The organism is Sedimenticola sp., from assembly GCF_050289425.1.
Taxonomy (GTDB): domain Bacteria; phylum Pseudomonadota; class Gammaproteobacteria; order Chromatiales; family Chromatiaceae; genus Sedimenticola.
Map to the genome: position 1 here is coordinate 15914 of NZ_JBNKFS010000007.1, position 24363 is coordinate 40276.

Below are 24363 nucleotides of genomic sequence, written 5' to 3' on the forward strand. Positions count from 1 at the left end.
CCAGCCGGTAACTTTGGTGGGTTGGGCGCGCTGTTCGTGCCCAGGCGGGGCATCCAAGCAGGATCCATCGTGACAAATCTGTAAAGGTAAAAGAGATTCCAGAATGAAAGAGTCAGTTCAAGAGTATTACGGCAAGATTCTGCAGCACTCCAACGATCTGCAAACCAACGCGTGTTGTACCGCGGATGCGACTACCCCCGATTTTCTGAAACAGGCTATGGCCAACATCCATGACGAGGTGGCGGCCCGTTACTACGGTTGCGGATTAGTGCATCCGGAGGTGCTGGAGGGGATGCGCATCCTGGATCTGGGCAGTGGTTCCGGTCGTGATTGTTATCTGTTGGCGCAGTTGGTGGGTGAGAACGGCTATGTGCTGGGCGTGGATATGACCGATGAACAGTTGGCGGTGGCCAACCGGCATATCGACTGGCATCGGCAGCGTTTCGGTTATGCCCATTCCAATGTGGAGTTCCGCAAAGGGTATATCGAGCAGTTGGATGAACTGGGTCTGGAAGATAACAGCTTCGATGTCATCGTCTCCAACTGCGTGATCAATCTGTCGCCCGACAAGGAGGCGGTACTGCGGGAAGCGTATCGTCTGTTGAAACCGGGCGGCGAACTCTATTTTTCCGATGTCTACTCGGACCGTCGGGTACCGGCAGAACTGCTGAATGACCAGGTGTTGTATGGCGAGTGCCTGAGTGGTGCGCTGTACTGGAATGACTTCCAGAATTTGGCAAAAAAGGCTGGGTTTCTCGATCCCCGGCTGGTGGAGGATCACCCGATTGTCATCGGTAATGATGAAATCCACCGCAAGATCGGCCATATCCGTTTCTTCTCTGCGACCTACCGCCTGTTCAAGCTGGAAGGGTTGGAGAGCCACTGTGAGGATTATGGACAGGCGGTGATCTATAAGGGCGGCATCGCCAACAATGAAAACCGTTTTGAGCTGGACAAGCACCACCTAATGGAGAAGGGGAAGATGTTTCCGGTGTGCGGTAACACCTACCGCATGTTAAACGAGAGCCGTTTGGCGATCTTTTTTGATTTTTACGGTAACCGGGATACCCACTACGGTATTTTTGATGGCTGTGGGACCGCCATGCCGTTCTCCACGGCTACCGGCGCTGAAGAGAGCCAGAGCGGCGGTTGCTGTTAACTGGTCCGAAGCTGAAATGGTTAACTCATCCAAGCCTAACCTACTGTTTCTCTGCACCGGCAACTCCTGCCGCAGTCAGATGGCGGAAGGCTGGGCGCGACAGTTGCACGGGGATAAGTTTAACGTTTATTCGGCCGGTACGGTTGCCCAGGGGTTGAATCCGTTGGCGGTCCGGGCGATGGCCGAATTGGGCGTATCGATTGCGCACCACCATTCCAAGACGGTGGCGGACTTGGCTGACGTGATGTTCGATTATGTGGTGACGGTCTGTGACCACGCCAGGCAGCGCTGTCCGCTGTTTCCGGGGCAGACGCGTCTCATTCATCAACCCTTTGATGATCCACCGCAGTTGGCGGCGTCCGCCGGCACCGAGCTGGAGGCCTTGGGGCACTACCTGCACGTGTGTGATCAGATCAGGAACTGGGTAACCCACCTGCCGTCGTCTCTGACTTAGTGACGGTTCGACTCCGAACGCAATTCCAAAAAGAAGGCATGTCGTTCCGATCATTCGATCCCACGACGACTATACTAGTGACAGTCGGGTCGATTTAGGCGGCTGGAGCTATAAATGGAAATTAATTCTATTTAAAGTATTTTCTGCGACTGTCGCTAACCCGGCATAGGCACAGGATCTGTTGGAGATTGCTTGATGGATAAAATGCGAAAACTGTTTGAAACTGTAGATGCATGCGCCGACAGGCTGGATCAACTCAACAATCGATTTGCACATCTGGCATCCGAATCCACCCATGAAAGTGTCGAAACCTGGAAAAAGGTCAAAGATCGTATCCTGTTCGATTACGGAGACGAGAAGAAAGCCCACGATAGTGGACCGGATGTTAAGGCCATTGCCATCGAACTCCTGGAAAAACAGGGCCACAGCCTGGAGGACGTCATAGACCTCCTGAAGAGCGACCACGATATAGAGGTCGATATTGCCGGTCTGGCGCAAACCATTGGCAAGACGGCTTATGTGGCTGCGCTAAGGAAAGATGCCGGTGATCTGCTGAGTAATGCGATCTCCTTTGCCCAGATCGCCAGCCTGTGGAACGACCTTGATCGTCCGGCTTTTGGTGGTGAAAACTGGACCGCGCGTAGTGTCTCTATACTGGTCGAATAACAAATAGCTTAAATTGCCCGTTACCTAATTCAGATTGAATGCCTGGAAGTGGGACTGGCGTATCGATTTGCAAGCGATCAATCGCTATAATCCGCAGGTTGCAATTTTAATTCTTCCCGGTTGCCGAATGAGCTCCAGTGACAGTCCCAAATTCGATATGAAAGCCTTCGCGAATACCCTCGTGGAGGATATCGAAAGCAACCGTATACGACTTCCGACCTTACCGGCGATCTCGCTTGAAGCACTGCTGGTGGTGAACGACGCCGGCAGCTCCATGGCGGATGTCGCCAAGATTATTAGCAAAGATACCTCAATGGCGGCCCGTCTGGTCCGCTATGCCAACAGCCCGCTCTATCGCGGGGTAAATGTGGTCAGTTCGGTCAAGGCGGCGATTACCCGGATCGGCTTCGATGCGGTCAAGAACGCCATCCTCAGTCTGGCTATGCGGGATGTCTTTACCACAGCTTTCAAGCCGATTCAGTCGCGCATGGAGATGCTGTGGAAACACAGTGTCGATGTGGCCGCCAAGGCTACCCTGTTGGCGGCCCATTTTCCCCACCTCAACAAGGATGAGGCGATGCTGGCGGGGTTGATTCACGATGTGGGCGCTATTCCGGTACTGATTAAAGCGGCCGAATACCCGGTGTTGCTGGAGAAGGAAGAGAACCTCGACAGGGTTATCGACCGATTGCATATGCCGATTGGCAAATTCATGCTATCCCGTTGGAATTTTGATCCCAGCCTGGTGGATGTGGCCGCCAATCACGACAAGATGGATCGGGTGCCGAAGGGCGACAAGGTTGACTACGTGGATATCATCCAGGTGGCCAATATCCTCAGTCATAAAGGGAATCAGAGTCGCTGGTCGGACGTGGATATCAAAGAGAACCTGGCTTGCAAGCGCATCGGGCTGGATTTGATTGCCAAGCTGGAAAACCGTTCCCCGGATGACGATTCCGAGTCCGAATTGAGCGATATGTTGAATTGATGGGGTTAAGCCTGGTCTGGCTCTGGGCAACCACGGGGGTGTGAGTTTGCCTGGCCTCGGCTCTACAGCTTCCATCCCTGGGCATAAGAAGTAAAAAGGCCCGAAGCCATTCGGCTTCGGGCCTTTCTGTATTTGGAGCGGGAAACGAGATTCGAACTCGCGACCCCAACCTTGGCAAGGTTGTGCTCTACCAGCTGAGCTATTCCCGCATCAATCGAAGGCCGGTATTCTATTGGTTATGGCTGTTATGTCAAGTATTAACTGTGGATTTTCTCGCCGCATGGCGACCGGCTTCAGGGCGTTTCCAAGGACCGCGAGTTGGAGTGGGGAACAAACTCAACAGCATCGCCTACACCCAAGAAATTCAGTTGGGATTCACGGGTTCACCTCAGGCTTCAGGTTACTGATCCCCTTACGGTGTCAGCCCGTCCAGTCAGCCCGGGTGGATCTGCAGCAACAGTTTGCTACTGATCAAGATACAGATCAGTACGATCATCGGACGAATCAAACGCACCCCACGGCGCAGCACCAGGCGGGCGCCAAAACGGGCGCCAATCATCTGTCCAATGCCCATGGTAAGGCCGATACTCCAGATCACGTGTCCGCTGATAACAAAAAATATGAGGGACGCCAGATTGCTGGTCAGGTTCAGTACTTTAGTGTGTGCCGTGGCCTTGGTGAGGCCAAATCCCAGTAATCCGACAAAGCCGATGGCGAAAAAGGAGCCGGCGCCCGGGCCGAAAAAACCGTCATAAAAACCGACTCCGAAACCGACGCTTAGCGAAAACAGCAGCGGGCTGATCCGGGGGCTTCGATGATCGTCACTGATAGTGGGTGAGAGCAGGAAATAGAGCGCAATGCCGATCAGTAACAGCGGGATGATGCCGGCCAGAAACTGGGTGCTGATACGCTGCACGATCAGGGTACCGGTGGCGGCGCCGACAAAGGTACAGGCGATCATGAATTTCAGTTCGCCCAATCTGATCAGGTCGTTGCGAATGAAATAGAGAGTCGACGAAAAGGTGCCGAAGGAACCCTGCAGCTTGTTGGTGGCCAGTGCCTGGGTTGGCGCCAAGCCGGTTGAGAGCAACACCGGCAGGGCGATCAAGCCACCACCGCCGGCGATGGCATCTACCATGCCGGCCAGCACGCCGGTAAAAAACAGGAGTGCCAAAATATCCAGCGAGAGTTCAACTCCGGACATGGCGGATAGGATAAGATAGCGTGATAGGCATGCGTTGCACCGTGGGAAAATCTGCATGTTAGCCGAGAACCGCCCATCCGCCTACAATAGTGATCGATATCTGCAGATCAAAGTAGTTCGGCCGCGCTTCACGGTCACACTACACCGCGGTTATCCATTCACGGCGTAGGTGGCAATCGGGGTCGGGCAACAGAGGACAGACGTTTTATGAAGATTAAAATCTATACAACCGGCGGCACCATCGACAAGATCTACTTCGATCAGAAGAGTGAATTTCAGGTGGGCGATCCACAGATTTCCGAACTGTTGCGCGAGGCTAATATCACGGTTGATTTTGAAGTGGAATCGTTGATGCGCAAGGATAGCCTGGACATGAATGAGGCTGATCGTAAACTGATCGCCGAGCGCATACGCAATGATCCCAATAAGCGCATCCTGCTGACCCATGGCACCGACACCATGGTGGAGACGGCAAAAGCGCTGGTTGGCATTGAGGGTAAGACCATTGTGCTGGTGGGATCGATGCAGCCGGCGCGTCTTCGCTATAGCGATGCCATTTTTAATATCGGTTATGCTTTCGCGACCGTCCAGATGATGCCACCGGGGATCTACGTGGCGATGAACGGGCAGGTATTCGATCCGTTGCACGCGCGAAAGAATGTGGCGTGCCACCGTTTTGAGGCGATCTGATCACCTCTGGCGCGTTTTTAACTCTCCTGGAGGGGCAGTGTGCCGACCAGCGTCTCCTCAATCAGCAGATCGACTACAGCGCGTAGCGCCTCTTCATGGCTCATGCCCTCGGCCAGTGATTGCTCGTAGATTTTGACTTGGCGGTGGGCGCTGGTGCCTTCGTTGATGATGGTACGCATGTGGTTGAGTTCTTTTTCGCAACCGAAATAAGCGGCATCTTCCTGCAGCAGCTCGAGGATCTCCTCAACCAAATCATTAAACGGGGCGATTTCACCTTGTCCAAAATCCAACAGCCCCTCATCGATACCGTATCGGTGGGCGCGCCAGCGGTTTTCGTTAATCAAAAACAGGGTGTAGCGGCGCCAGCGCTGGTTGCTGCGGCGTAGTCGGTAGAGCATGCGCAACCAGCAACGGTAGAAGGCTGCGACACAGAGGGCGTCATCCAGTCGGGTACAGACATCGGAGATGCGCATCTCCAGGGTCTGGTAGCGGTTGCTGGGGCGGATATCCCACCAGATCTTGGTGGCATCCTCGATCACGCCAGCCTTGACCAAGACATCGATATGACGCTGATACTCCCCGAAGCTGTCGAAATACTCCGGCAGGCCGGTCCTCGGCATCCCATCCCATAGCGAGATGCGGTAAGACTTCAACCCCGTGTTGCGACCACGCCAGAAGGGGGACGAGGTGGTGAGCGCCAGGATGTGGGGCAGGATGTAGGTGGTCTGCGCCATCAGGTCGGTTCTGAGATCGTCATCCTCGATACCGACATGGATATGCATGCCGCTGATCACCAGTTGCCGGACCACCTCCTGCAGGTCATTGGCCAATTGGTCATAGCGCTCTTTATGGGTATGTTCCAGTTGACTCGGTTTGCCGAAAGGGTGGGTGGAGACCGCCACCACCGCCAGATTATGCCGATCGGCCACACTGGAAACAGTACGGCGCAGGTAGGCGAGATCATCCCGCGCTTCGTTCAGGGTGGTGCAAACCCGGGTACCGACCTCGATCTGGCACTGCAGGAACTCCGGTGAAACCTGCCCTTCAAGGAGCGCTTCGCACTCCGTCAGCATGGTTTCCGGGGCATGGCTGATCAGATTCCTCGAATCCTTGTCGACCAGCATGTACTCCTCTTCGATGCCGATGGTAAATGACGGTTCTTTCATACTTGCTCCAAATCACCCGGTTATTATTCTTCGGCGCCTCTAAAAACTCTCTTTTACGCGCTTGCCGCGTCAGCTCTGTGCTTGAGTCTTCATTGACTCTTTGTAAACGGCGGTTCTCCGCACGGTACTTCCTCGCGCTCATAAAAAATCTTGATTTTTTGCGGTACCCTAATTGTTCACGGTTCAGGGAATAGTCACCTGGGCCAGAACCCGCTTCAGTTGAGTATGGATGATGGTGGCCCATTCGGCGACGCCCTCATCGTGGCCGATCAGATCTTGGCGTATCTCCAACAGCACGTGGGGATAGCCGTTTTTTTCACCGTGGACGTCCATGGTATAGCCGACCGGATTGCGTGCATGATACGGCTCATTGTCACCGATACAAAAGGGTGTTGATGATCTTAGGCTCTCCAACAGGGGCGTGGAGAGGCGCTGATCGCGGTCCCACAGGACACCGATATGCCAGGGGCGCTGAAATCCTCTGAATACCGGGGTGAAGCTGTGAATGGAGCAAAGTATCGGGGTTTGGCCGCGACCGCAGATTCTACCCAGGATCTGTTCTATCCGGTTGTGATAGGGCCAAAACAGCGATGCTTCCCGTTCCCGCATCCGTGCGGGTGTCAGGGCGTGATTGCCGGGAATCTCGATGTTGTCGCTCACCTCCGGTATGGAAGAGCCATCGCCCGGATGGCGATTGAGGTCGATCACGAGACGGGAATAGTGGGCCAGCAAGGCGCTGGCATCGAAACGGCTAGACAATAGACGGGTCAGTTTTTCGCAGCCGATGTCATAGGCAACATGTTTACCGAACACACTGAGCTCAAGCCCGAGGTGGGCCAGCTTTTTTGGAATCCGATTGCTGGCATGGTCGCAGAGAAACAGCAGGGGAGATGGGCTTTCGCTATTCAACTCTTCCCAGGGGCCGGGTTCCTCGGGTGTGAGGAGGCTCTGGGTGACCGGGTTATGTTGGTGATATGGACGATTCAAGCAGGTTGTCCTGTGCGTAGTAGCAGAAGGCGCTGTTGATTAGTCGGAGTATATCCGAAGGTGGATAAACCGACTATCCAAGGAGTAGGGGCGGCCCCCGTGGCCGCCCATGTTAAAAAATAATACCCGTGCTCAGGCAAATCGCTCTTCGGCCAGTTGATCCGCCAGTTCATCGGTGGGTCGATGTTGCTGTTCGGCACGATTGAAAATCTCCGACAGCGTTTCACCGATGGCGTCCACCTGCCGCACGATCTGTTGTGGGTCGGTTGCGTTGCGTTCGTAACAGACGTCGATGACACCCCCGGCGTTGATCACATAATCGGGTGCGTAGAGGATGCCTTTCTCGGTGAGAATCGAGCCGTGACGCTTCTCCGCCAACTGATTGTTGGCGGCACCGGCGACGATACGGGCGCGCAGGCGGGGTATAGTTTCGTCGTTCAGGATGGCGCCCATGGCGCAGGGGGCGAATACATCCACATCCTGGTCGTAGATCTCTTCGTTGGCAACGGCAACGGCACCGAGTTCGTTGACCATGTGTTGTACCGCTTCACGGTTGATGTCGGAGACCCAGATCTGTGCGCCGGCATCGTGCAGGTGTTTGGCTAAATGGTGACCGACGTTGCCCACGCCCTGGATCGCTACCCTCAGACCCTGCAGGCTATCCCGGCCCAAGCGGTGCCGCACCGCCGCTTGAATTCCGACAAAGGTGCCGCGTGCGGTCATGGGTGAAGGATCACCGTTGCGGCAGTTGCCTTCCGCATCGCACTTTTCGGCAATCCCGGATACATGGTTCGTAACTTCGCCGATCAACTGCATATCGGCCACATGGGTACCGGAGTCCTCCGCCACGATGTAACGGCCACCGAGACGCTCTACCGCCAGGCCCATGGCGCGCATCAGTGCCGGTGTCTTGTCCCGCCGGGGGTCGCCGATGATGACCGATTTACCGCCGCCTAGGGGGAGGTTGGCGATGGCGGATTTGTAAGTCATTCCACGGGAGAGGCGCAATACGTCGTTCAACGCCTCCGCTTCGCTGGCGTAGGGGTACATGCGGCAGCCGCCCAGGGCGGGACCCCGATGGGTATTGTGGATAGCGATGATGGCCTTCAATCCGGATGCCTTGTCGTGGCAAAAGACCACCTGTTCGTGATTGTCGAATTCGTGATGGGTAAACAGTTTCATCTTTGTTATTCCTACTCTGATCAATTTGAGATTAGGCCGCCCGATTAGTATTCGCCGGTTGGTCCAGGAACTGCTCGAGCAGTTCCTCTTGTCTGTTGGCTGCCTGTTCTGCCTCCGACTGCTTGATATAGCCGAACCCGCGAATCGACTCCGGCAGACGGGCGATAGCAATCGCCGTTTCCAGATTGTCGCTATCCAGATGGGTGAGCAGGGTTTCCAGGGTCTGTTCGTAGTCGCTGATCAGCGCCCGTTCCAACTGCCGGTCCGGGTTACGCTTGAACGGGTCCAGCCAGCTGCCGCGCAGCCGTTTGAAACGGCTCAGCAGTCCCATCATTTTCAGCATCCAGGGGCCGAAGCGGCGTTTGTTGTGACGGCCGGTTTCCGCATCGGCCTTCGACAGGAAGGGCGGATCAAAATGGAACGCCAGATGGAAATCGCCTTCGAACTGGTTGGCGATCTGTTCCCGGAAGGCTGGGGCGCTGTAGAGTCTGGCCACTTCGTACTCATCCTTGTAGGCCAGCAAGCGGGCATAGTTTTCCGCCACTGCTTCGGTCAAGCCTTGAAGGTTGAGGGCCTGTTCCCGCTCCCTGACGCGTTCCACCAGATGGCGATAGCGTGCGGCATAGGCGGCATCCTGATAATCGGTGAGGTGTCGACTACGCTGGTCAATCAACTCATCCAGGGTTTTGGGTGGTTCAATCGGGAGTTTGTCCGGTGCGGCCAACTGTTGTACCGCTTCCAGATCGACCGCGGCACGCCTCCCCCAGAGCAGTGCGCGCAGATTGTCTTCAACCGATACGCCGTTCAGCTCGATGGCCTTTTTTAGCGCTTCCAGCGACAGCGGCAGATAGCCTTTCTGCCAGGCGAAACCAACCATGAACAGATTGGCGCCGATGGCGTCCCCCAGCAGCGATTCCGCCAACCGGCTGGCATCCAGGAACTGGGTATGGCGGGTCGTCTTCTCCAACTGGGATTCCAGCGCCTGGGCCGGGAAGGTGAGATCCTTCTGCTTGATGAATCCGGAGGTCATGGTCTGATGGCTGTTGACCACTGCGTCGGTACGTTCGGGATTGAGTTTGGCCATCGCCTCAAAACCGGTGGCGACCGCCAGATCACAGGCCAGCAGGGTGTCGGCCTGTCCGGCTGCAATGCGCATGGCATGGATATCCTCCGGCCTTTTGGCGATACGTATGTGGCTGACCACGGCGCCGTATTTCTGTGCCAGCCCGGTCATATCCAGTACCGTGACACCGCGCCCGTCAATGTGGGCCGCCATTCCCAACAGGGCACCGATGGTGACTACGCCGGTACCGCCGATACCGGTCAACAGGATACTGTGGGGGCGCTCCAGATCGGGTAAAACGGGTAGTGGCAGATCGGGCCAGGCCAGACCATCGGGCTGGTTGGCGGCACGTTTGAGCTGACCGCCATGCACGGTGACAAAGCTCGGGCAGTAGCCCTCGACGCAGCGCATATCCTTGTTGCAGGAGGATTGATCGATGGCCCGTTTACGACGGAACTCGGTTTCTATCGGAATTACCGAGAGGCAGTTGGACTGGGTACTGCAGTCGCCGCAGTTTTCGCATACCGCGCTGTTGATAAAGGGGCGGACCTTGGGGTCTTCCAGGGTGCCCCGTTTGCGTCGGCGCCGTTTCTCGGCCGCGCAGGTTTGTTCGTAGATCAAAACCGAGACGCCCGGGGTGGTGCGCAGTTCGCGCTGAATCTTCTCCAGATTGTCCCGATGATCGAAGGTGGTGCCGGCGGCGAATTGGCTGGGGTCGGTGAACTTTTCAGGTGCGTCGCTCACCAGGGCGATGCGTTTCACCCCTTCCGCTGCCAGCTGCTGGCTCAATTGCTGCACGCTGAACTGTCCATCCACCGGCTGGCCGCCGGTCATTGCCACGGCGTCGTTATAGAGGATCTTGTAAGTGATGTTGACGTTGGCGGCCAAGGCGGCACGGATGGCCAATACGCCGGAGTGGAAGTAGGTCCCTTCTCCCAGGTTGGCAAAGATGTGTGGGGTATCGGTGTAGGGGGCCTGGCCGATCCAGGGAACGCCTTCGCCGCCCATCTGGGTGAAGGTGTCGGTGCCCCGGTCCATCCAGGTAGCCATGTAGTGGCAACCGATACCGCCGGTGGCGCGGCTCCCCTCAGGCAGCCGGGTGGAGGTGTTGTGGGGACAGCCGGAACAGAAGTGGGGCACCCGGTCCAGGGTTAGACGGGGAAGTGCCAGTTCCGCCTCTTTTTTCTGCAGGAAATGGAGCCGTTTTTCGATCACTTCGCTTTGGTGGAAACGCTCGATCCGTGCGGCGATCACCCGGGCGATCCGCGCCGGAGTCAGTTCACCCGCCGAGGGCAGCAGCCACTGGTTGGTCTCATCGAACTTACCGACTATCTTGGGGCGTACCGCCTCCTTCCAGTTATAGAGTTGCTCCTTGATCTGGTTCTCGATCAGGCCCCGTTTCTCTTCAACGACCAGGATTTCATCCAGTCCCTCGGCAAACTGCCGTACCCCTTCGCGCTCCAATGGCCAACTCATGCCGATCTTGTAGAGCCGGATGCCGATGCGTGCCGCCATGTCTGGGGTGATCCCCAGATCCTCCAGCGCCTGCAGGACATCCAGGTAAGACTTTCCGGTCGTGGCAATGCCCAGCTTGGGTTGCGGACTGTCGATGACAATGCGGTTCAGTTTGTTGACCCGGGCAAAGGCGAGGGCGGCGTAAAGCCGATGGCGGTGCTGCAGCGCCTCTTGATCCAGCGGCGTGTGCGGCCAGCGAATGTTGAGTCCTCCCTCAGGGATCACGTAATTATCCGGGATGGTAATCTGCACACGCGCCGGGTCGATGGAGACCGAAGCGGAGGTGTCGACGGTCTCGGCGATGGTCTTGAGAGCTACCCAGCAGCCGGAGTAGCGCGACAGCGCCCAGCCAATCTGTCCATAGTCCAGGATCTCCTGCACGCCGGCCGGGTTGAGCACCGGGATCATGGCGTCCATGAAGGCGTATTCGGTTTGATGCGGGAGGGTGGAAGATTTGCTGTTGTGATCATCACCGGCGATAACCAGGACCCCGCCATGGGGTGAGGTGCCGGCGGCATTGGCGTGCTTGAAAACGTCGCCCGAACGGTCAACTCCCGGACCCTTGCCGTACCACATGCTGAACACCCCATCGTAGCGGGCGCCCTCGAACAGATTGACTTGCTGTGTGCCCCAGACGGCGGTGGCGGCCAAATCCTCGTTGAGTCCCGGCTTGAAGGTTATGCGGTGTTGGTCCAGATACTTTCTGGCTTTCCAGAGTTCTTTATCGAGTCCGCCCAGTGGGGACCCGCGATAACCTGAAATAAAACCGGCGGTATTGAGACCGGCCTGCTGGTCGCGCTGCTGCTGCAGCATCGGCAGGCGGGTCAGTGCCTGCACGCCGGTCAGGTAAACCCGACCGGAGTCGAGGGTGTACTTATCATCGAGCTTGATATCCGCTAGCGCCATGTGAGGATCTCCCAAGGCCTGATTCGGGCCTGTGGCCCGGAAAAGTCAGATGTCGGCAATCGCGCCGGCACAACGGTTCGCCCGTTGCGACAGGGTGCGCACGACGTGTGAAATCGGTCAGTGTTGGCGGCTAGCTGATGGGCGCTGATCGGCCGAGTGCTTGCACGGATTCGGGAGCGGTATGGCGGTGCACGGGTGGTTTAATCCACCGGGGGATTGAGTAACTCATTTTTCTGTCCTCCAATGCGGGGTCGCCGCATCTGGTTGTTGCCTGAACCGGGGTTCAGACTGATCAATAGCCCTTGTGGGGCCTCAGAATCACAATTTTCCAACTGCCTGGGTGAGGCAGGTTGGACGCAGACAATAGGATAACTCAGTAAATGCGTCAAGTTTGGTTTTGCCTGGCCCGGATTTATTTTCCATTGTTATCCATTATAGGCCATGGGGAATGGATTTCGGTGACAGTCGACACTCCGGGGTATGTAGGGTAAACCGGTGGTTGCCCGGGAGCACGGTATGCCTGTTGGAGCGGACAGGCACAGGGGCCTGCCCTACGTGGCCGGTCTATCGATGGCTCGCCTGGCCGATGAAGGCGCGGATTTTCGGTGCGATCTCTTCGCGGAAGCGCCGGCCGTTAAAAATGCCGTAATGGCCGACACTTTTTTGCGTTAAGTGCTCATGTAACGGTGCGGCAGGGCAGAGCTTGTGCGCCGCACGGGTCTGCCCAGGGCCGGTGATATCGTCCAGTTCGCCTTCAATCGTCATCAGTGCGGTGGCGTTGATCAATTCCGGCTTGATCAGCCGACCGTGACAATGCAGGATCCCTTTCGGCAAGTGGTGCTCCAGGAACACCTTCTGGATGGTTTGCAGATAGAACAGGGCGTCCAGATCCATCACTGCCAGATACTCATCATAAAAGGCTTCATGTTGCGCGGCACTGTCACCGTCGCCCGAAACCAGATGCTCAAAATAGTCGTGGTGGGCCGTCATGTGCCGGTCCAGATTCATGGAGAGGAATCCCGCCAACTGCAGGAATCCGGGGTAGACGCGGCGGCCCGCGCCACGGCGGTTCAACGGTACGGTGTGAATCGTGTGGCGTCTAAACCAATTCAGACTGCGTTTTTCGGCAAAATCGTTCACTTCCGTCGGAGTCTTGCGGGTATCGATCGGTCCACCCATCAAGATCATGCTGAGCGGGACTTTCTCGCCGTCTTCCGCCATCAGGGAGACTGCTGCAATCGCCGGGACAGAGGGTTGGCAGACCGCCATCAGATGCACGTCCCCGTCAAAAAAGCCAATGAATTCGCGCAGATAATCGACGTAGCTATCGAGGGTAAAACGACCGTCCAACAAGGGCACGCTGCCGGCGTCATGCCAATCCGTAATATAAACGTTGTGGTCTTGCATAAACTCCCTGACGGTACCCCGCAACAGGGTGGCATAGTGACCGGACATCGGTGCCACCATCAGCAAGTTGGGCTTACCGCTATCGGGGGTGCCGAACAGCAGCAGATCGCCGAATGACTTGCGAATGACCACACTCTCTTCGACTCCCAGGTCAAACGCGGGACGGGAATAGGGGCGGGTGTAACGCTCCAGGAGTCGACTGGCTGCATGCCACTGCTTCAACCAGGGGATGTCTTTGGTCAGGGTGGCATTGAGAAAGGCGTAATAATTGACCGAGCGGGCCCAGAAAGCCCCCATGGAGTGAAGATTGTAAAGCATAGAAGTAACTCGACAGACTGCATCAGATGAAGGTTACAGTAACGATAATAGTGCGGTGCAGCAACCAAAAAAACCGTCACCAGCGGGCTGTAACGCGTTGACGATCAATCGATCTGATTGGTATCAAATGTAACTGATTGAAATATAGGTAGTAAATGTCATTAACCTGAAAAGCATAAGGGAATGGGTGTAGCGTTGAGGCGAGGGTGCGGATGTCATGACGAACCGCATAATGATCAGGTTTTCTTTAGGCAGTTTTTAGTCTATAGCTCTAAAGCAGATCAGGAGAGGACCATCATGAACAGTGAAAAATCATCATCCAAAACTACGACCTACCAACGCCCTTCAGAGGATGAGTTGCGTGACAAATTGACCGAACTGCAGTATCAGGTGACCCAGCAAGAGGGTACCGAGCGGCCATTTCAAAATGCCTTCTGGGATGAGAAGCGAGAGGGGCTCTATGTGGATATCGTCAGCGGCGAACCGCTGTTTTGTTCCCGGGATAAATTCGATTCAGGAACAGGTTGGCCCAGTTTTTCCCGCCCGGTAGAACCGACACGCATCGTTGAGCGGACGGATCGCAAGCTGTTTATGGAGCGCACTGAGGTACGCAGTCGGGAGGGTGATTCCCACCTGGGGCATCTGTTTGCCGATGGCCCCGCCCCGACCGGTCTGCGCTACTGCATCAACTCCGCCTCGCTCCGCTTTATCCCCAGGGAGTCGCTGGAAGAGGAGGGGTATGGCGACTATCTCAAGCTGTTTGAGTAATACCGTGTTGTGAAATAGCCCGGATCGGCACAATCGCTTGACAATAACGCGGTCGCCGACCTAGTCTAGTCCAAAGCGCCGATTTATCTCAGATTGCGGGCGCTATAGAAATACGGCTAAAGCGAGGAACACCTGCTTTGGCTGTGTCGGCCAGGCGGGTTTTTTTATGTCCACGGATGGAGGTATGCCGCGGAGGCCAGGGATGGACGGGAGCAGCGATGCCTGCGTTTTTTATTCAGTAAAGGTATTCAGAAATGACAGAAGCGTATGATGACTGGGGTCTGGCAACCCGGGCGATCAGGGCAGGCCACACTCGTACGGCGGAGGGCGAGCATTCGGAACCGATTTTTACCACCTCCAGCTTTGTCTTTCAAAGTGCGGCTGAGGCCGCTGCCCGTTTTGGCGGAGACGAGCCCGGGAATATTTACTCCCGCTTTACCAATCCGACAGTAGCCTGTTTTGAACAGCGGCTGGCGGCGCTCGAAGGGGGGGAGGCCTGCGTTGCCACGGCGTCCGGGATGTCCGCGATCCTCTCCACTTGTTTGGCGCTGCTCAAATCGGGCGATCATATCGTCTCTTCCCGCAGCATCTTTGGCACCACCAATGTGTTGTTCAACAAGTTTCTTGCCAAGGTGAATATCGAAACCAGCTTTGTGCCGCTCAGTGACCTGTCGGCCTGGGAGGCGGCCATCCGCCCGGAAACACGGCTGCTGTACGCCGAGACACCCTCCAATCCCATTACCGAGTTGTGTGATATTGCCGCCCTGGCAGACCTGGCCCATTCCAAAGGATTGCTGCTGGTAGTGGACAACTGTTTCTGTACCCCTGCGTTGCAACAGCCGCTGGCGTTGGGGGCGGATATTGTGATCCATTCCGCCACCAAGTACCTGGATGGACAGGGACGCTGTGTGGGGGGGGCCGTTGTCGGCGATGGAAAGTTGGTGGGCGAAGAGGTGTTTGGTTTCCTGCGCACCGCCGGTCCCACCATGAGTCCATTTAATGCCTGGGTGTTCTTGAAGGGTCTGGAAACCTTGCAACTGCGCATGCAGGCCCATTCCGACAACGCCCTCACCCTGGCGCGCTGGTTGGAGGATCAGCCGGGGGTTGAGAAGGTCTTTTATCCCGGCCTGTCGAGCCACCCGCAATATGAACTGGCTACCCGCCAGCAACGGGCGGCAGGGGGTATGGTCTCGTTTGTGGTAAAGGGCGGGCGTGAGCAAGCCTGGCGTCTGATTGACGCCACCCGGATGATCTCCATTACGGCCAATCTGGGGGATACCAAAAGCACCATCACTCATCCGGCATCCACCACCCACGGGCGGCTGACCGATGAAGAGAAGCGGTTGGCCGGTATTGAAGAGGGATTGATCCGGGTGGCGGTCGGGCTGGAAGATATCGAAGATATTAAAGGAGATCTGGCCGCGGGACTGAGTGGCTGATTCGATGGTCGACCAGGCGTTGCTTGAGACGTGGAACCGCCGCCACGCCGAGGCGGAAGACCTGGGGCGGGTCGCCACGGTGGTGGAGCAGAATCTGCATCTGGTAAAGCCGGGTGTCCAGGCGCTGGATCTGGCTTGCGGGCGCGGGGCAACCGCCCTGTATATGGCGGCCGCAGGATTGGATGTGACCGCCTGGGATCTCTCCCCGGTCGCTATCCAACGTTTGGAGTTGGCGGCGGCAGAGCAGGGTCTCTCCATCCGGACTGCCGTACGGGATGTCATCGCCGCACCGCCGGAACCGGCCAGTTTTGATCTGGTACTGGTCAGCTATTTTCTCGAACGTTCACTAGCGCCGGCGATAGCCCGGGCACTCAGGCCGGGTGGTCTGCTGTTCTACCAAACCTTTAGTCGTGCGGCGGTCAGTGACGAGGGGCCGAGGTCTGAACAGTATCGTTTGGGCGATAATGAACTGCTTGATCTGTTTGCCATGCTCAAAGTGCGGGTCTATCGGGAAGAGCGTTGCCTGGGTGACACGAGCCGCGGTTGGCGTGACTTGGCCATGTTGGTGGCGGAATGGGTCTGAGCGCTAGAGTTAGCCAGCGAGTTGCAGGATAATGACAGACATCGCCATGCCGTCCCATTGCACCCGGTCGGCCGATCCGTGGTCGCCGGCTTAAACAGGGCAACGAACGTGCAGGGCGTGCTTGCTTTGACTCAAGGAGAGCGACATGAATGAGGCACTACCCCGTATCAGTGTACGGGATGTCATGAAAACCGAGTTTGGCCTGATTGAAGGCAGCGCTACGATCTTCGAGGCGTTGCTAATGATGAAAAAGCTCCGCACCTCGCTCCTGGTAGTGAACAAGCGCCATGAGGATGATGAGTACGGGTTATTGCTGGTATCGGATATCGCCCGTCAGGTGTTGGCGCTGGATCGCTCTCCCAAGCGGGTCAATGTGTATGAGGTGATGACTAAGCCGGCCGTCTATGTGGATCCCCAGATGGATATCCGCTATTGCTCCCGCCTGTTTGCCCGATTCGATCTGGTCAGGGCATTGGTGGTGGAGGATAAGAAAATACTCGGAACCATCAGCCCCAACCTGCTGGTGCTGGATGGCATCTTCCTGGGACTCGAACAGCAGCGATGACAACGTTGTGACGCAACGTTATCGTTTCCAATTGAATCTCAGTGCGGAAAGATTCCTGCACTACTATCGCGGCGCCGCCCGTGCCGTGATTGTCCAGGCCGAGGATGGGCGTACCATCCAGCTACCGGCCAATCGCCTTCGACCCTTTGTTACCGCCAGCGGCATAGTCGGTCGTTTTGAGTTGACGCTGGATGCCCAAAACAAGCTGATTGATCTGCGCCGAATCACATGATGAGAATGCAATGGTTACTCCTGCTTGCCCTGGTGGTGCCTGCGGCTGGCCAGGCAGGGGAGAAGCGCCCAACGGCCGGTGAGCGTTTATCCGTGGCAGAGACGGTGATGCCGCCGCTGGCTGAGAAACAAGCCCTGCCGGATGGAGTGGTGACAGTGGGGGCGGGAGATGTGCGCCGTGCCTGGCTGGTGTTTCCGACGCGGCGTTATGATCATGCCATTCTGGGTGATGACATCGAGGCGGGCGGCGTCAGGATTGAACGGGCATCCGGCATCATCCAGACATTCAGGTTACCGAATGATTCGGTTTTTGAAGATCTCTATCCGAGATTGATCGACCTGGATGGCGACGGTGAGGAAGAGATCATCCTGGTGCGCAGTTATCTGCAGCATGGTGCCGCGCTGGTGGTGCTGAAGTCTACGTCGGACGGGCTGAAGATCCTGGCGGAGTCGGATCCGATCGGATTGCCGCATCGTTGGATGAATCCCGTCGGTGCTGGCGATTTCGATCAGGACGGTGAAATCGAACTCGCTGCGGTGATCACGCCCCATATTGGTGGTGTCCTGACCCTCTATAAACGGCAAGGGGAGCGGTTATTGCCGGTCCAGCATATGCCCGGTTTTTCCAACCACCGAATCGGTTCCCGGATACTGGGCCAATCGGCGGTAGTGGACGTCAACGGTGACGGCATCGCGGACCTGGCCGTTCCCGCCGTCGGTTTTCATGAACTTCGGCTGATCGCCATCATTGACGGGACTCTGACGGAAGTCAGGCGAGTGGTGCATGGCAGTCCCATTGCAACGGCAATACAGGTGACGGACCTGGATGGAGACGGCGATCAGGATCTCCGTTATGGACTTGCCGATGGGCAACAGGTGGAACTGTTGCTGCCTTGATGGATACCGTTCAATCGACCAGACTCTCCTATTGGACCAATGCGTTTTTAGCGGCGAATAACGGGAAATGAACAGCTGTGTTATTTGGCATCTGGTGTTGCCGACGCGGGATAGCGCTTTACACTTCAAAGGATAGAAAGCAGGGTGGGTGCATGCGAAGTGCGGTAGGTTTAGTGGTGTTGCTATCTTTATTGCTTGTCGGTTGTGCCGGGCTTGAACCGGCACAACCGCCCGATCTGAATATCCCGCAAAGTCATCTCTTTGGTGTCACTCAACTCAGTTTTGATACCACGGGCAAACGTATCGCTACAGCCGGCTATAAAGGAGACTTGGCGATCTGGTCGGTACCGCAGGGAGCGGCTCTCGATCGCTTCAACTGGCATCACTCGCCGGTTCGCGGGTTGGTTTGGATTGGACAGGATCAGTTGCTCAGCGGGGAAGAGGCGGGTGGTATCGTCATAACCGACGTGACGCGGCGGCTGATTTCAAAGCGGCTGGAGACGGCGGATGGTTTGACTGCATTGGCCTATATAAGTCGTTCCCGGTTGATCGTAGCCGGTTATCGCGATGGTTTGCTGCGGCTCTTTCGGTATCCCGATCTGCTACCGGTGAAGCAGCTTGATCTTGGCGCCGAAGTGATTGCCCTGGCGACCAACCATAACGGAGATAAATTGGCTGTTTCCACTGACGATAAACGTGTACGGATTTGGGACGCAACTTTTTACCAGCCGGTGGAGCTGACGCCGCCGCCCCGTTCTGCCCTGGAGTTGCGTTTCTCGCCGGATGATAGGGCGCTGGCGGCCGGGGCCTGGTATCACGTTTTTTACTGGGATCTGGAGAGCGGCCGCCTGCGCGTACAAGAGACGGAACACTGGGGTGCGGTGGCTTCACTGGACTACCATCCTGATGGCAAGCGGCTGATCAGTCTGGGGCGTCACACCGACGCCAATCTGCGTCTGGTGACGACGGCTGACGGCAAGGTGTTGCGGCGGTTGCAGGGGCATCGACTGTGTGGCGCGGCTGTGCGTTTCAGCCCGGATGGACGCTATGTCGCCAGTGGCAGTGATGATGAGAGTGTCCGGTTGTACGATCTCAGCAAACCGTATCGGCCACAGCGGGTGGGCGACAGTTGGTAGTGATGTAGATTTTATCTGCACTCGCTGGTTTATCTGCGATGTTATAACGCGCTAAAAAATGCCATGCAAACAAAAAAGGGTTAGATCAAATATGATCTAACCCTTTGTTTTGTTTGGCTCCTCGGGACGGGCTCGAACCGCCGACCTAGTGATTAACAGTCACCCGCTCTACCAACTGAGCTACCGAGGAATGTGTCGAGGCGCGTATACTAATCAGCTATCAGTTCGGGGTCAAGGCCAAGGCGGAAAAAGTTTCAAATTGATTATCAGGGTCGTTATGGCCCGGTTTGAGGATGTCCGTCAGTCCATTAATTGCAGTCAATGGATGAACCATCCGGCTTGGTGTCGGATACACGAGGGCGGCCGGTATTGGAGACGATCACGGTCTTGGGTGCAACGAGCTGTTGCTGATCACAGAAGCTGAGTGTCAGGTTATATCCAAATGACATACCGAGGGGATTGAATAAAATCCGCTTTCGGCCGGTGGTAGAGTGGATGGATATTCTCTCATCCAGGCTCTGAAATACCCGAAGCAATTTGTCGCCGCTGTCTACGGTTTTGTTATCGTTGCTGTCTTCAACCAGAATGTACCCCTGATCCCAGGTGGTGCTGTTATCGCAGGTTTGCCCGTCGAGGCTGGGACAGAGAATCATCCGGTTGGCGCGCGTGATCGCTTCACTTCTGGCCAGTTGGATGTGGCTGATCATGGTATTGATGGCGCTGCTGCGGGCGCTGTTCCCGGTGAGGGCGCCCATGGCCGGTATCCCGAGGGAGAGGGTGATGCTGCCGATGGTCAGGGTGGTTAACATTTCCAGCAGGGTGACGCCCCTACAATATAACGCGTTCCCATAAACATGAGATTTCATGATGACACTCCTTTGCGTGCTTATGGCACAATCCCTTTGTGCCTGGCGGGGTAGAATGTAACCGAGTTGGTATCCGATCCCGATAGGATTGCCGTGAAGTCGCGGTAGGAATTTTCCGATTGAAAGAGTTGATATGTCTAAAGCGTTCCAACTGGTATCCGATTTTGCGCCGGCGGGCGATCAGCCCGAGGCGATTCGTCGACTGATCGAGGGGCTGCAGGATGGTGAGGCGGGGTTGACCCTGTTGGGGGTAACCGGCTCCGGAAAGACCTTCACGATTGCCAATGTGATTCAGGAGCTACAGCGGCCCACACTGGTCCTGGTCCATAACAAGACCCTGGCGGCCCAATTGTACGGTGAGATGAAGGAGTTCTTTCCGAACAATTCGGTGGAGTATTTCGTCTCCTATTATGATTACTACCAGCCGGAAGCCTACGTTCCCTCTTCGGACACCTTCATCGAGAAAGATGCCTCGATCAATGAACATATCGAGCAGATGCGGCTCTCCGCCACCAAGGCGTTGTTGGAAAGGCCGGATACCATCATTGTCACAACGGTCTCCTGCATCTACGGCCTGGGCGATCCGCGCTCCTATCTCAGTATGGTGCTGCACCTGGTACGTGGTGACGTGCTGGATCAACGCGCTATCTTGCGGCGTCTGGCAGAACTGCAGTACACCCGCAATGATGTGGAGCTGCACCGTGCCACCTATCGGGTGCGCGGTGAACTGATCGACATCTATCCAGCTGAATCGGATGGGGAGGCGGTGCGGCTGGAACTGTTTGACGGTGAGGTGGAGTCCATCTCCCTGTTCGATCCGCTGACCGGCGAGATCCTGCGCAAGGTACCGCGTTACACCATCTATCCCAAGTCACACTATGTGACCCCGCGCGAAACCCTGCTGGTCGCAGTGGAACAGATCAAAGAAGAGCTGAAGGAGCGGCTGGAGCAACTGCGCGAGGCCAACAAACTGGTGGAGGCACAGCGGCTGGAGCAGCGCACGCGATTCGATATCGAGATGATTCTGGAGTTGGGCTACTGCTCCGGCATCGAGAATTACTCCCGCTATCTCTCTGGTCGCCAGGCCGGGGAGGCGCCTCCCACCTTGTTCGATTACTTGCCGGAGAGTGCCCTGTTGGTCGTGGATGAAAGCCATGTTTCCATTCCCCAGGTGGGCGGCATGTTCCGCGGGGATCGCTCGCGCAAGGAGACCTTGGTGGAGTATGGCTTCCGGCTACCGTCCGCTTTGGATAACCGGCCACTGCGCTTTGAAGAGTTTGAGCAGCGCTCGCCCCAGACGATCTATGTCTCCGCCACCCCGCGCGACTACGAACTGGAACACTCCGGTGCGGTGATTGAGCAAGTGGTGCGTCCCACCGGTCTGGTGGATCCGGAACTGGAGGTGCGTCCTGCCGGCAGTCAGGTAGATGATCTACTGTCGGAGATCAACCTGCGTATCGCCGTGAAAGAGCGGGTGTTGGTGACCACCCTGACCAAGCGCATGGCGGAGGATTTGACCGACTACCTGAACGACCACGGGATCCGGGTGCGTTACCTGCATTCGGATATCGACACCGTGGAACGGGTGGAGATCATCCGCGATCTACGACTCGGCGAGTTCGATGTGCTGGTCGGCATCAACCTGCTGCGTGAGGGGTTGGATATGCCGGAAGTGTCGTTGGTGGCGATCCTGGATGCGGACAAGGAGGGGTTCCTGCGTTCCGAGGGGGCGTTGATCCAGACCATCGGCCGTGCTGCCCGCAATGTCAACGGTAAGGCGATCCTCTATGCCGATCGGGTGACCGGTTCCATGCAGCGGGCGATCGGCGAGACCAATCGCCGACGCGAGAAGCAGATCGCTCACAATATTGCGCACGGCATCACCCCGCAGACCATCATCAAATCGGTAGCGGATATTATGGAAGGTGCCCGCCCCGGTGGACCCATGTCGGCCAAGCGTTACGCCAAGGTTGCCGAGGAGACGGCGGAGTACGCTTCACTTTCGCCGAAGCAGATGGCCAAGCGTATCCAGGAGCTGGAAAAACAGATGTACCAGCATGCCCGGGATCTGGAATTTGAAGAGGCGGCACGGCTGCGCGATCAGATCCATTCATTGCAAGGTAAGGGGTTGCTGGCCTGAGAGGCTTATGCCGACGCGCTCTTCCCCCAACCGGTTGGGAGTATGAAGCCGAGGATCCAGATGCCGAGCCGCTGCAGAGCGTGGCTGAGCGGGGTGCAGAGAATCCAAGCCACCATCAGCAGTGCCAGCAAACTGGAACCGACCAGATTGTCCGACAACCAGTGGGCGCCGGCGACCATGCGCGGTAACAGGATCAGAGCGCCGATCAGGGTGGCCGCCACGCCCCAGCGCCAGTTGGCGAAAAACCAGACACAACCGACCCAGATCATGGTGACGATGCCGTGGTCTCCTGGAAAGCTGCCCGAAGAAGCGTCCTTAGCGTGGATATGGGGCACCAGTTCACTCAATCGGTAGACCGGTTCCAGCGTTAGCGACGGGCTGGCTCGCTGCACCGAGAGGATCTGTTTATAGAGGTCGACCAAACCACCATCCTGACTCAGCAGAATCATGCCGGAAAGGATGCCGAACATGCTAAGCCGTTCGATGCGTAACGCCTTGGGGCCGCTGAAGATGTAGAGGAAAAAGAACAGGATCATCCCCACACCGGTGAAGATATCGGCGATTTTGGTGTTGGCAGTAGCCCAGAACAAGCGACCCTGATCCCCATCCGCCAGCATGCCGTTGAGCAGGAAGAAGACACGACTGTCGAGAGCGTCCCAAAGTGCCCGGGTCGGCTGAAACAGCCAACTGGCGTAGATCAGCAGCGCACAGAGCTGGCAGAGGATAAAAGGCAGGGGATACCAGATGCGCGGTTGCTGCGGCACAAATAACGCTCCGAAGTGAAAAAGAGAAGGTTTTTAGCCTCTATCCGGCGGGAAGTCAACCGAGCCCGGTTACTCTGTTCGCAGCGCCTCAATCGGGTCGAGCCGGGCGGCCCGCCAAGCCGGCATGACGCCGGCTGCCAGTCCGATCACGGCGGCGACACACTCTGCCGCCAGGACATAGCTCCAGGATGTGTGGGTCGGTAGTGCTGGAATAGCGGCGTGCAACAGCCCCGCACCGCCGGTGCCGATCACCAGGCCGGCCAATCCTCCCAGGCTGGATAGCACTACCGCTTCACCCAGGAAGAGCCAGAGGATTTGGTTTTTCTGTGCTCCCAGTGCCCGCAATAGTCCCACTTCGGCGATGCGTTCGTTGACCGATATGGTCATGATTGTGAGGATGCCGACTCCACCCACCAGCAAGGAGATGCCACCCAGGGCTCCCACCGCCAGGGTCAGGATATTGAGCACCGAGCCGAGGGTTTCCAACATCTGGTCCTGAGTGGTGATAGTGAAATCTTCATTGCCATGGCGTGCGATCAAATGCTGTTTCACCTGGTCTGCAATCACCGTGCTGTCGATGCCGGCTCGATATAGCAGATCGATCTCCATCAACCCTTCCTGGTCGAACAGGGCCATCGCCTTATGGGTGGGGATGTAGACGGCGTCGTCCAGGTCGAAGCCGAGTAGTTGGCCTTTCGACTCCATCACGCCAATCACCCGGAAACTTTCGCCGCCAATGCGCACCCGCTCGCCCAGCGGGTTCTCCTGCTTGAACAGTTCATCACGAATCTTGCTGCCCAGTACGACAAACGAGCGGGCAAAGCGTGGATCATCCGCGGGCAGGAAGCGTCCCAGCGCTGGTTTCATCTGCCAGACGGCGGGTACAGACTCGCTTACGCCATATACGTAAGTGCGGCGGGACCGCTGGCTCGACTCCACCGCGGCATTTCCCTGCACCATCGGTACCACCGCTTCGATGTGGGGGAGGCGGGCGAGGGTCCCGGCATCGTCCAGGCTGAGGGGGCGGACGCTGTTGACAAGAGCCCCGGAGATGCCGAATGTCGCCGACTTGCCCGGGTTAACGGCCACCAGGTTGGTGCCAAACTGGGTGAACTCGGCGAGCACGAACTTGTTGATGCCTTCGCCAATCGAAGTGAGCAGCACCACGGCTGCGATCCCAACGGCGATACCCAGCGCGGTCAGCAGGCTGCGGGTACGGTGAAAACGTACCGAACTCAGGGAGAGGGCAATAAAGTCGCGGGTCAACAT

Annotated in this window: 22 protein-coding genes and 2 tRNA genes; 13 read left to right on the top strand and 11 right to left on the bottom strand. The window is 56.9% G+C overall.

All coding sequences use genetic code 11. The annotated features are described in order from the left end of the window. Nucleotides 1-103 precede the first annotated feature (103 nt). The 4 genes from ACQY5R_RS06420 (at nucleotide 104) to ACQY5R_RS06435 (ending at nucleotide 3267) form a co-directional block, all read left to right on the top strand. Nucleotides 104-1159 carry a methyltransferase domain-containing protein gene (locus ACQY5R_RS06420; RefSeq protein WP_428605973.1) on the top strand — a complete coding sequence of 352 codons (1056 nt, stop codon included), beginning with the start codon at nucleotides 104-106 and terminating at the stop codon, nucleotides 1157-1159. Between the two features lie 16 nt (nucleotides 1160-1175). Beyond that, nucleotides 1176-1613, top strand: coding sequence for an arsenate reductase ArsC (locus tag ACQY5R_RS06425; protein WP_428605975.1), 438 nt, complete (start codon nucleotides 1176-1178; stop codon nucleotides 1611-1613). 195 nt (nucleotides 1614-1808) lie between these two features. Continuing rightward, nucleotides 1809-2279 carry a hypothetical protein gene (locus ACQY5R_RS06430; RefSeq protein WP_428605977.1) on the top strand — a complete coding sequence of 157 codons (471 nt, stop codon included), beginning with the start codon at nucleotides 1809-1811 and terminating at the stop codon, nucleotides 2277-2279. A gap of 127 nt (nucleotides 2280-2406) precedes the next feature. Then, nucleotides 2407-3267, top strand: a complete 861-nt coding sequence (locus ACQY5R_RS06435) for an HDOD domain-containing protein (protein ID WP_428605980.1) — start codon at nucleotides 2407-2409, stop codon at nucleotides 3265-3267. 133 nt (nucleotides 3268-3400) lie between these two features. Here the strand turns inward: ACQY5R_RS06435 and ACQY5R_RS06440 are convergent. Together ACQY5R_RS06440 and ACQY5R_RS06445 are read right to left on the bottom strand one after the other, a co-directional pair. Further along, nucleotides 3401-3476: transfer RNA gene (locus ACQY5R_RS06440), tRNA-Gly, on the bottom strand. Between the two features lie 224 nt (nucleotides 3477-3700). Then, on the bottom strand, nucleotides 3701-4471 hold the full coding sequence (locus tag ACQY5R_RS06445; protein ID WP_428605983.1) for a TSUP family transporter: 771 nt from the start codon (nucleotides 4469-4471) through the stop codon (nucleotides 3701-3703). 207 nt (nucleotides 4472-4678) lie between these two features. Here ACQY5R_RS06445 and ACQY5R_RS06450 point away from each other — a divergent pair, with 207 nt between their 5' ends. Next, the gene (locus ACQY5R_RS06450; protein ID WP_428605985.1) at nucleotides 4679-5161 is read left to right on the top strand and encodes an asparaginase domain-containing protein; all 483 of its coding nucleotides are present in this window, start codon (nucleotides 4679-4681) and stop codon (nucleotides 5159-5161) included. Nucleotides 5162-5178: 17 nt separating this feature from the next. On the opposite strand, the gene ACQY5R_RS06455 is transcribed toward ACQY5R_RS06450, so the two are convergent. The 5 genes from ACQY5R_RS06455 to phaZ all read right to left on the bottom strand — a co-directional run bounded on the left by ACQY5R_RS06455 (nucleotide 5179) and on the right by phaZ (nucleotide 13705). After that, the gene (locus tag ACQY5R_RS06455; protein WP_428605987.1) at nucleotides 5179-6327 is read right to left on the bottom strand and encodes a carboxylate-amine ligase; all 1149 of its coding nucleotides are present in this window, start codon (nucleotides 6325-6327) and stop codon (nucleotides 5179-5181) included. A 183-nt stretch (nucleotides 6328-6510) separates the two neighbouring features. After that, nucleotides 6511-7314 (bottom strand): N-formylglutamate amidohydrolase, encoded by an 804-nt coding sequence (locus tag ACQY5R_RS06460; protein WP_428605989.1) that lies wholly within the window; start codon nucleotides 7312-7314, stop codon nucleotides 6511-6513. A gap of 132 nt (nucleotides 7315-7446) precedes the next feature. Then, nucleotides 7447-8496, bottom strand: coding sequence for a Glu/Leu/Phe/Val dehydrogenase dimerization domain-containing protein (locus tag ACQY5R_RS06465; RefSeq protein ID WP_428605991.1), 1050 nt, complete (start codon nucleotides 8494-8496; stop codon nucleotides 7447-7449). Between the two features lie 31 nt (nucleotides 8497-8527). Beyond that, nucleotides 8528-11980 (bottom strand): indolepyruvate ferredoxin oxidoreductase family protein, encoded by a 3453-nt coding sequence (locus tag ACQY5R_RS06470; RefSeq protein WP_428605993.1) that lies wholly within the window; start codon nucleotides 11978-11980, stop codon nucleotides 8528-8530. Nucleotides 11981-12544: 564 nt separating this feature from the next. Further along, nucleotides 12545-13705 (bottom strand): polyhydroxyalkanoate depolymerase, encoded by a 1161-nt coding sequence (phaZ, locus tag ACQY5R_RS06475; RefSeq protein ID WP_428605995.1) that lies wholly within the window; start codon nucleotides 13703-13705, stop codon nucleotides 12545-12547. A 297-nt stretch (nucleotides 13706-14002) separates the two neighbouring features. Between phaZ and msrB the strand changes: the two genes are divergently transcribed. From msrB to ACQY5R_RS06510, 7 genes are all read left to right on the top strand, one after another. Next, nucleotides 14003-14473 carry a peptide-methionine (R)-S-oxide reductase MsrB gene (gene msrB / locus ACQY5R_RS06480; RefSeq protein WP_428605998.1) on the top strand — a complete coding sequence of 157 codons (471 nt, stop codon included), beginning with the start codon at nucleotides 14003-14005 and terminating at the stop codon, nucleotides 14471-14473. Nucleotides 14474-14727: 254 nt separating this feature from the next. Then, complete coding sequence (locus tag ACQY5R_RS06485; protein ID WP_428606000.1) at nucleotides 14728-15912, top strand: O-succinylhomoserine sulfhydrylase; 1185 nt, start codon at nucleotides 14728-14730, stop codon at nucleotides 15910-15912. Further along, nucleotides 15905-16495, top strand: coding sequence for a class I SAM-dependent methyltransferase (locus tag ACQY5R_RS06490; protein WP_428606001.1), 591 nt, complete (start codon nucleotides 15905-15907; stop codon nucleotides 16493-16495). The genes ACQY5R_RS06485 and ACQY5R_RS06490 overlap by 8 nt, the downstream gene beginning before the upstream one ends. A gap of 145 nt (nucleotides 16496-16640) precedes the next feature. Beyond that, the gene (locus ACQY5R_RS06495; RefSeq protein WP_428606003.1) at nucleotides 16641-17060 is read left to right on the top strand and encodes a CBS domain-containing protein; all 420 of its coding nucleotides are present in this window, start codon (nucleotides 16641-16643) and stop codon (nucleotides 17058-17060) included. A 7-nt stretch (nucleotides 17061-17067) separates the two neighbouring features. Then, complete coding sequence (locus tag ACQY5R_RS06500) at nucleotides 17068-17292, top strand: DUF2835 domain-containing protein (protein WP_428606005.1); 225 nt, start codon at nucleotides 17068-17070, stop codon at nucleotides 17290-17292. A gap of 5 nt (nucleotides 17293-17297) precedes the next feature. Continuing rightward, the gene (locus ACQY5R_RS06505) at nucleotides 17298-18188 is read left to right on the top strand and encodes an FG-GAP repeat domain-containing protein (protein WP_428606007.1); all 891 of its coding nucleotides are present in this window, start codon (nucleotides 17298-17300) and stop codon (nucleotides 18186-18188) included. A gap of 152 nt (nucleotides 18189-18340) precedes the next feature. Beyond that, entirely contained in the window at nucleotides 18341-19324 is a 984-nt protein-coding gene (locus ACQY5R_RS06510) for a WD40 repeat domain-containing protein (RefSeq protein ID WP_428606010.1), read from the top strand. A gap of 114 nt (nucleotides 19325-19438) precedes the next feature. On the opposite strand, the gene ACQY5R_RS06515 is transcribed toward ACQY5R_RS06510, so the two are convergent. Beyond that, nucleotides 19439-19514: transfer RNA gene (locus tag ACQY5R_RS06515), tRNA-Asn, on the bottom strand. Between the two features lie 118 nt (nucleotides 19515-19632). Further along, nucleotides 19633-20190, bottom strand: coding sequence for a GspH/FimT family protein (locus tag ACQY5R_RS06520; RefSeq protein ID WP_428606012.1), 558 nt, complete (start codon nucleotides 20188-20190; stop codon nucleotides 19633-19635). Between the two features lie 133 nt (nucleotides 20191-20323). Here ACQY5R_RS06520 and uvrB point away from each other — a divergent pair, with 133 nt between their 5' ends. Beyond that, nucleotides 20324-22330 (top strand): excinuclease ABC subunit UvrB, encoded by a 2007-nt coding sequence (gene uvrB / locus ACQY5R_RS06525; protein ID WP_428606014.1) that lies wholly within the window; start codon nucleotides 20324-20326, stop codon nucleotides 22328-22330. Between the two features lie 5 nt (nucleotides 22331-22335). On the opposite strand, the gene ACQY5R_RS06530 is transcribed toward uvrB, so the two are convergent. Together ACQY5R_RS06530 and ACQY5R_RS06535 are read right to left on the bottom strand one after the other, a co-directional pair. Further along, on the bottom strand, nucleotides 22336-23094 hold the full coding sequence (locus ACQY5R_RS06530) for a phosphatase PAP2 family protein (protein WP_428606017.1): 759 nt from the start codon (nucleotides 23092-23094) through the stop codon (nucleotides 22336-22338). 69 nt (nucleotides 23095-23163) lie between these two features. Then, the gene (locus ACQY5R_RS06535; RefSeq protein ID WP_428606019.1) at nucleotides 23164-24363 is read right to left on the bottom strand and encodes an ABC transporter permease; all 1200 of its coding nucleotides are present in this window, start codon (nucleotides 24361-24363) and stop codon (nucleotides 23164-23166) included.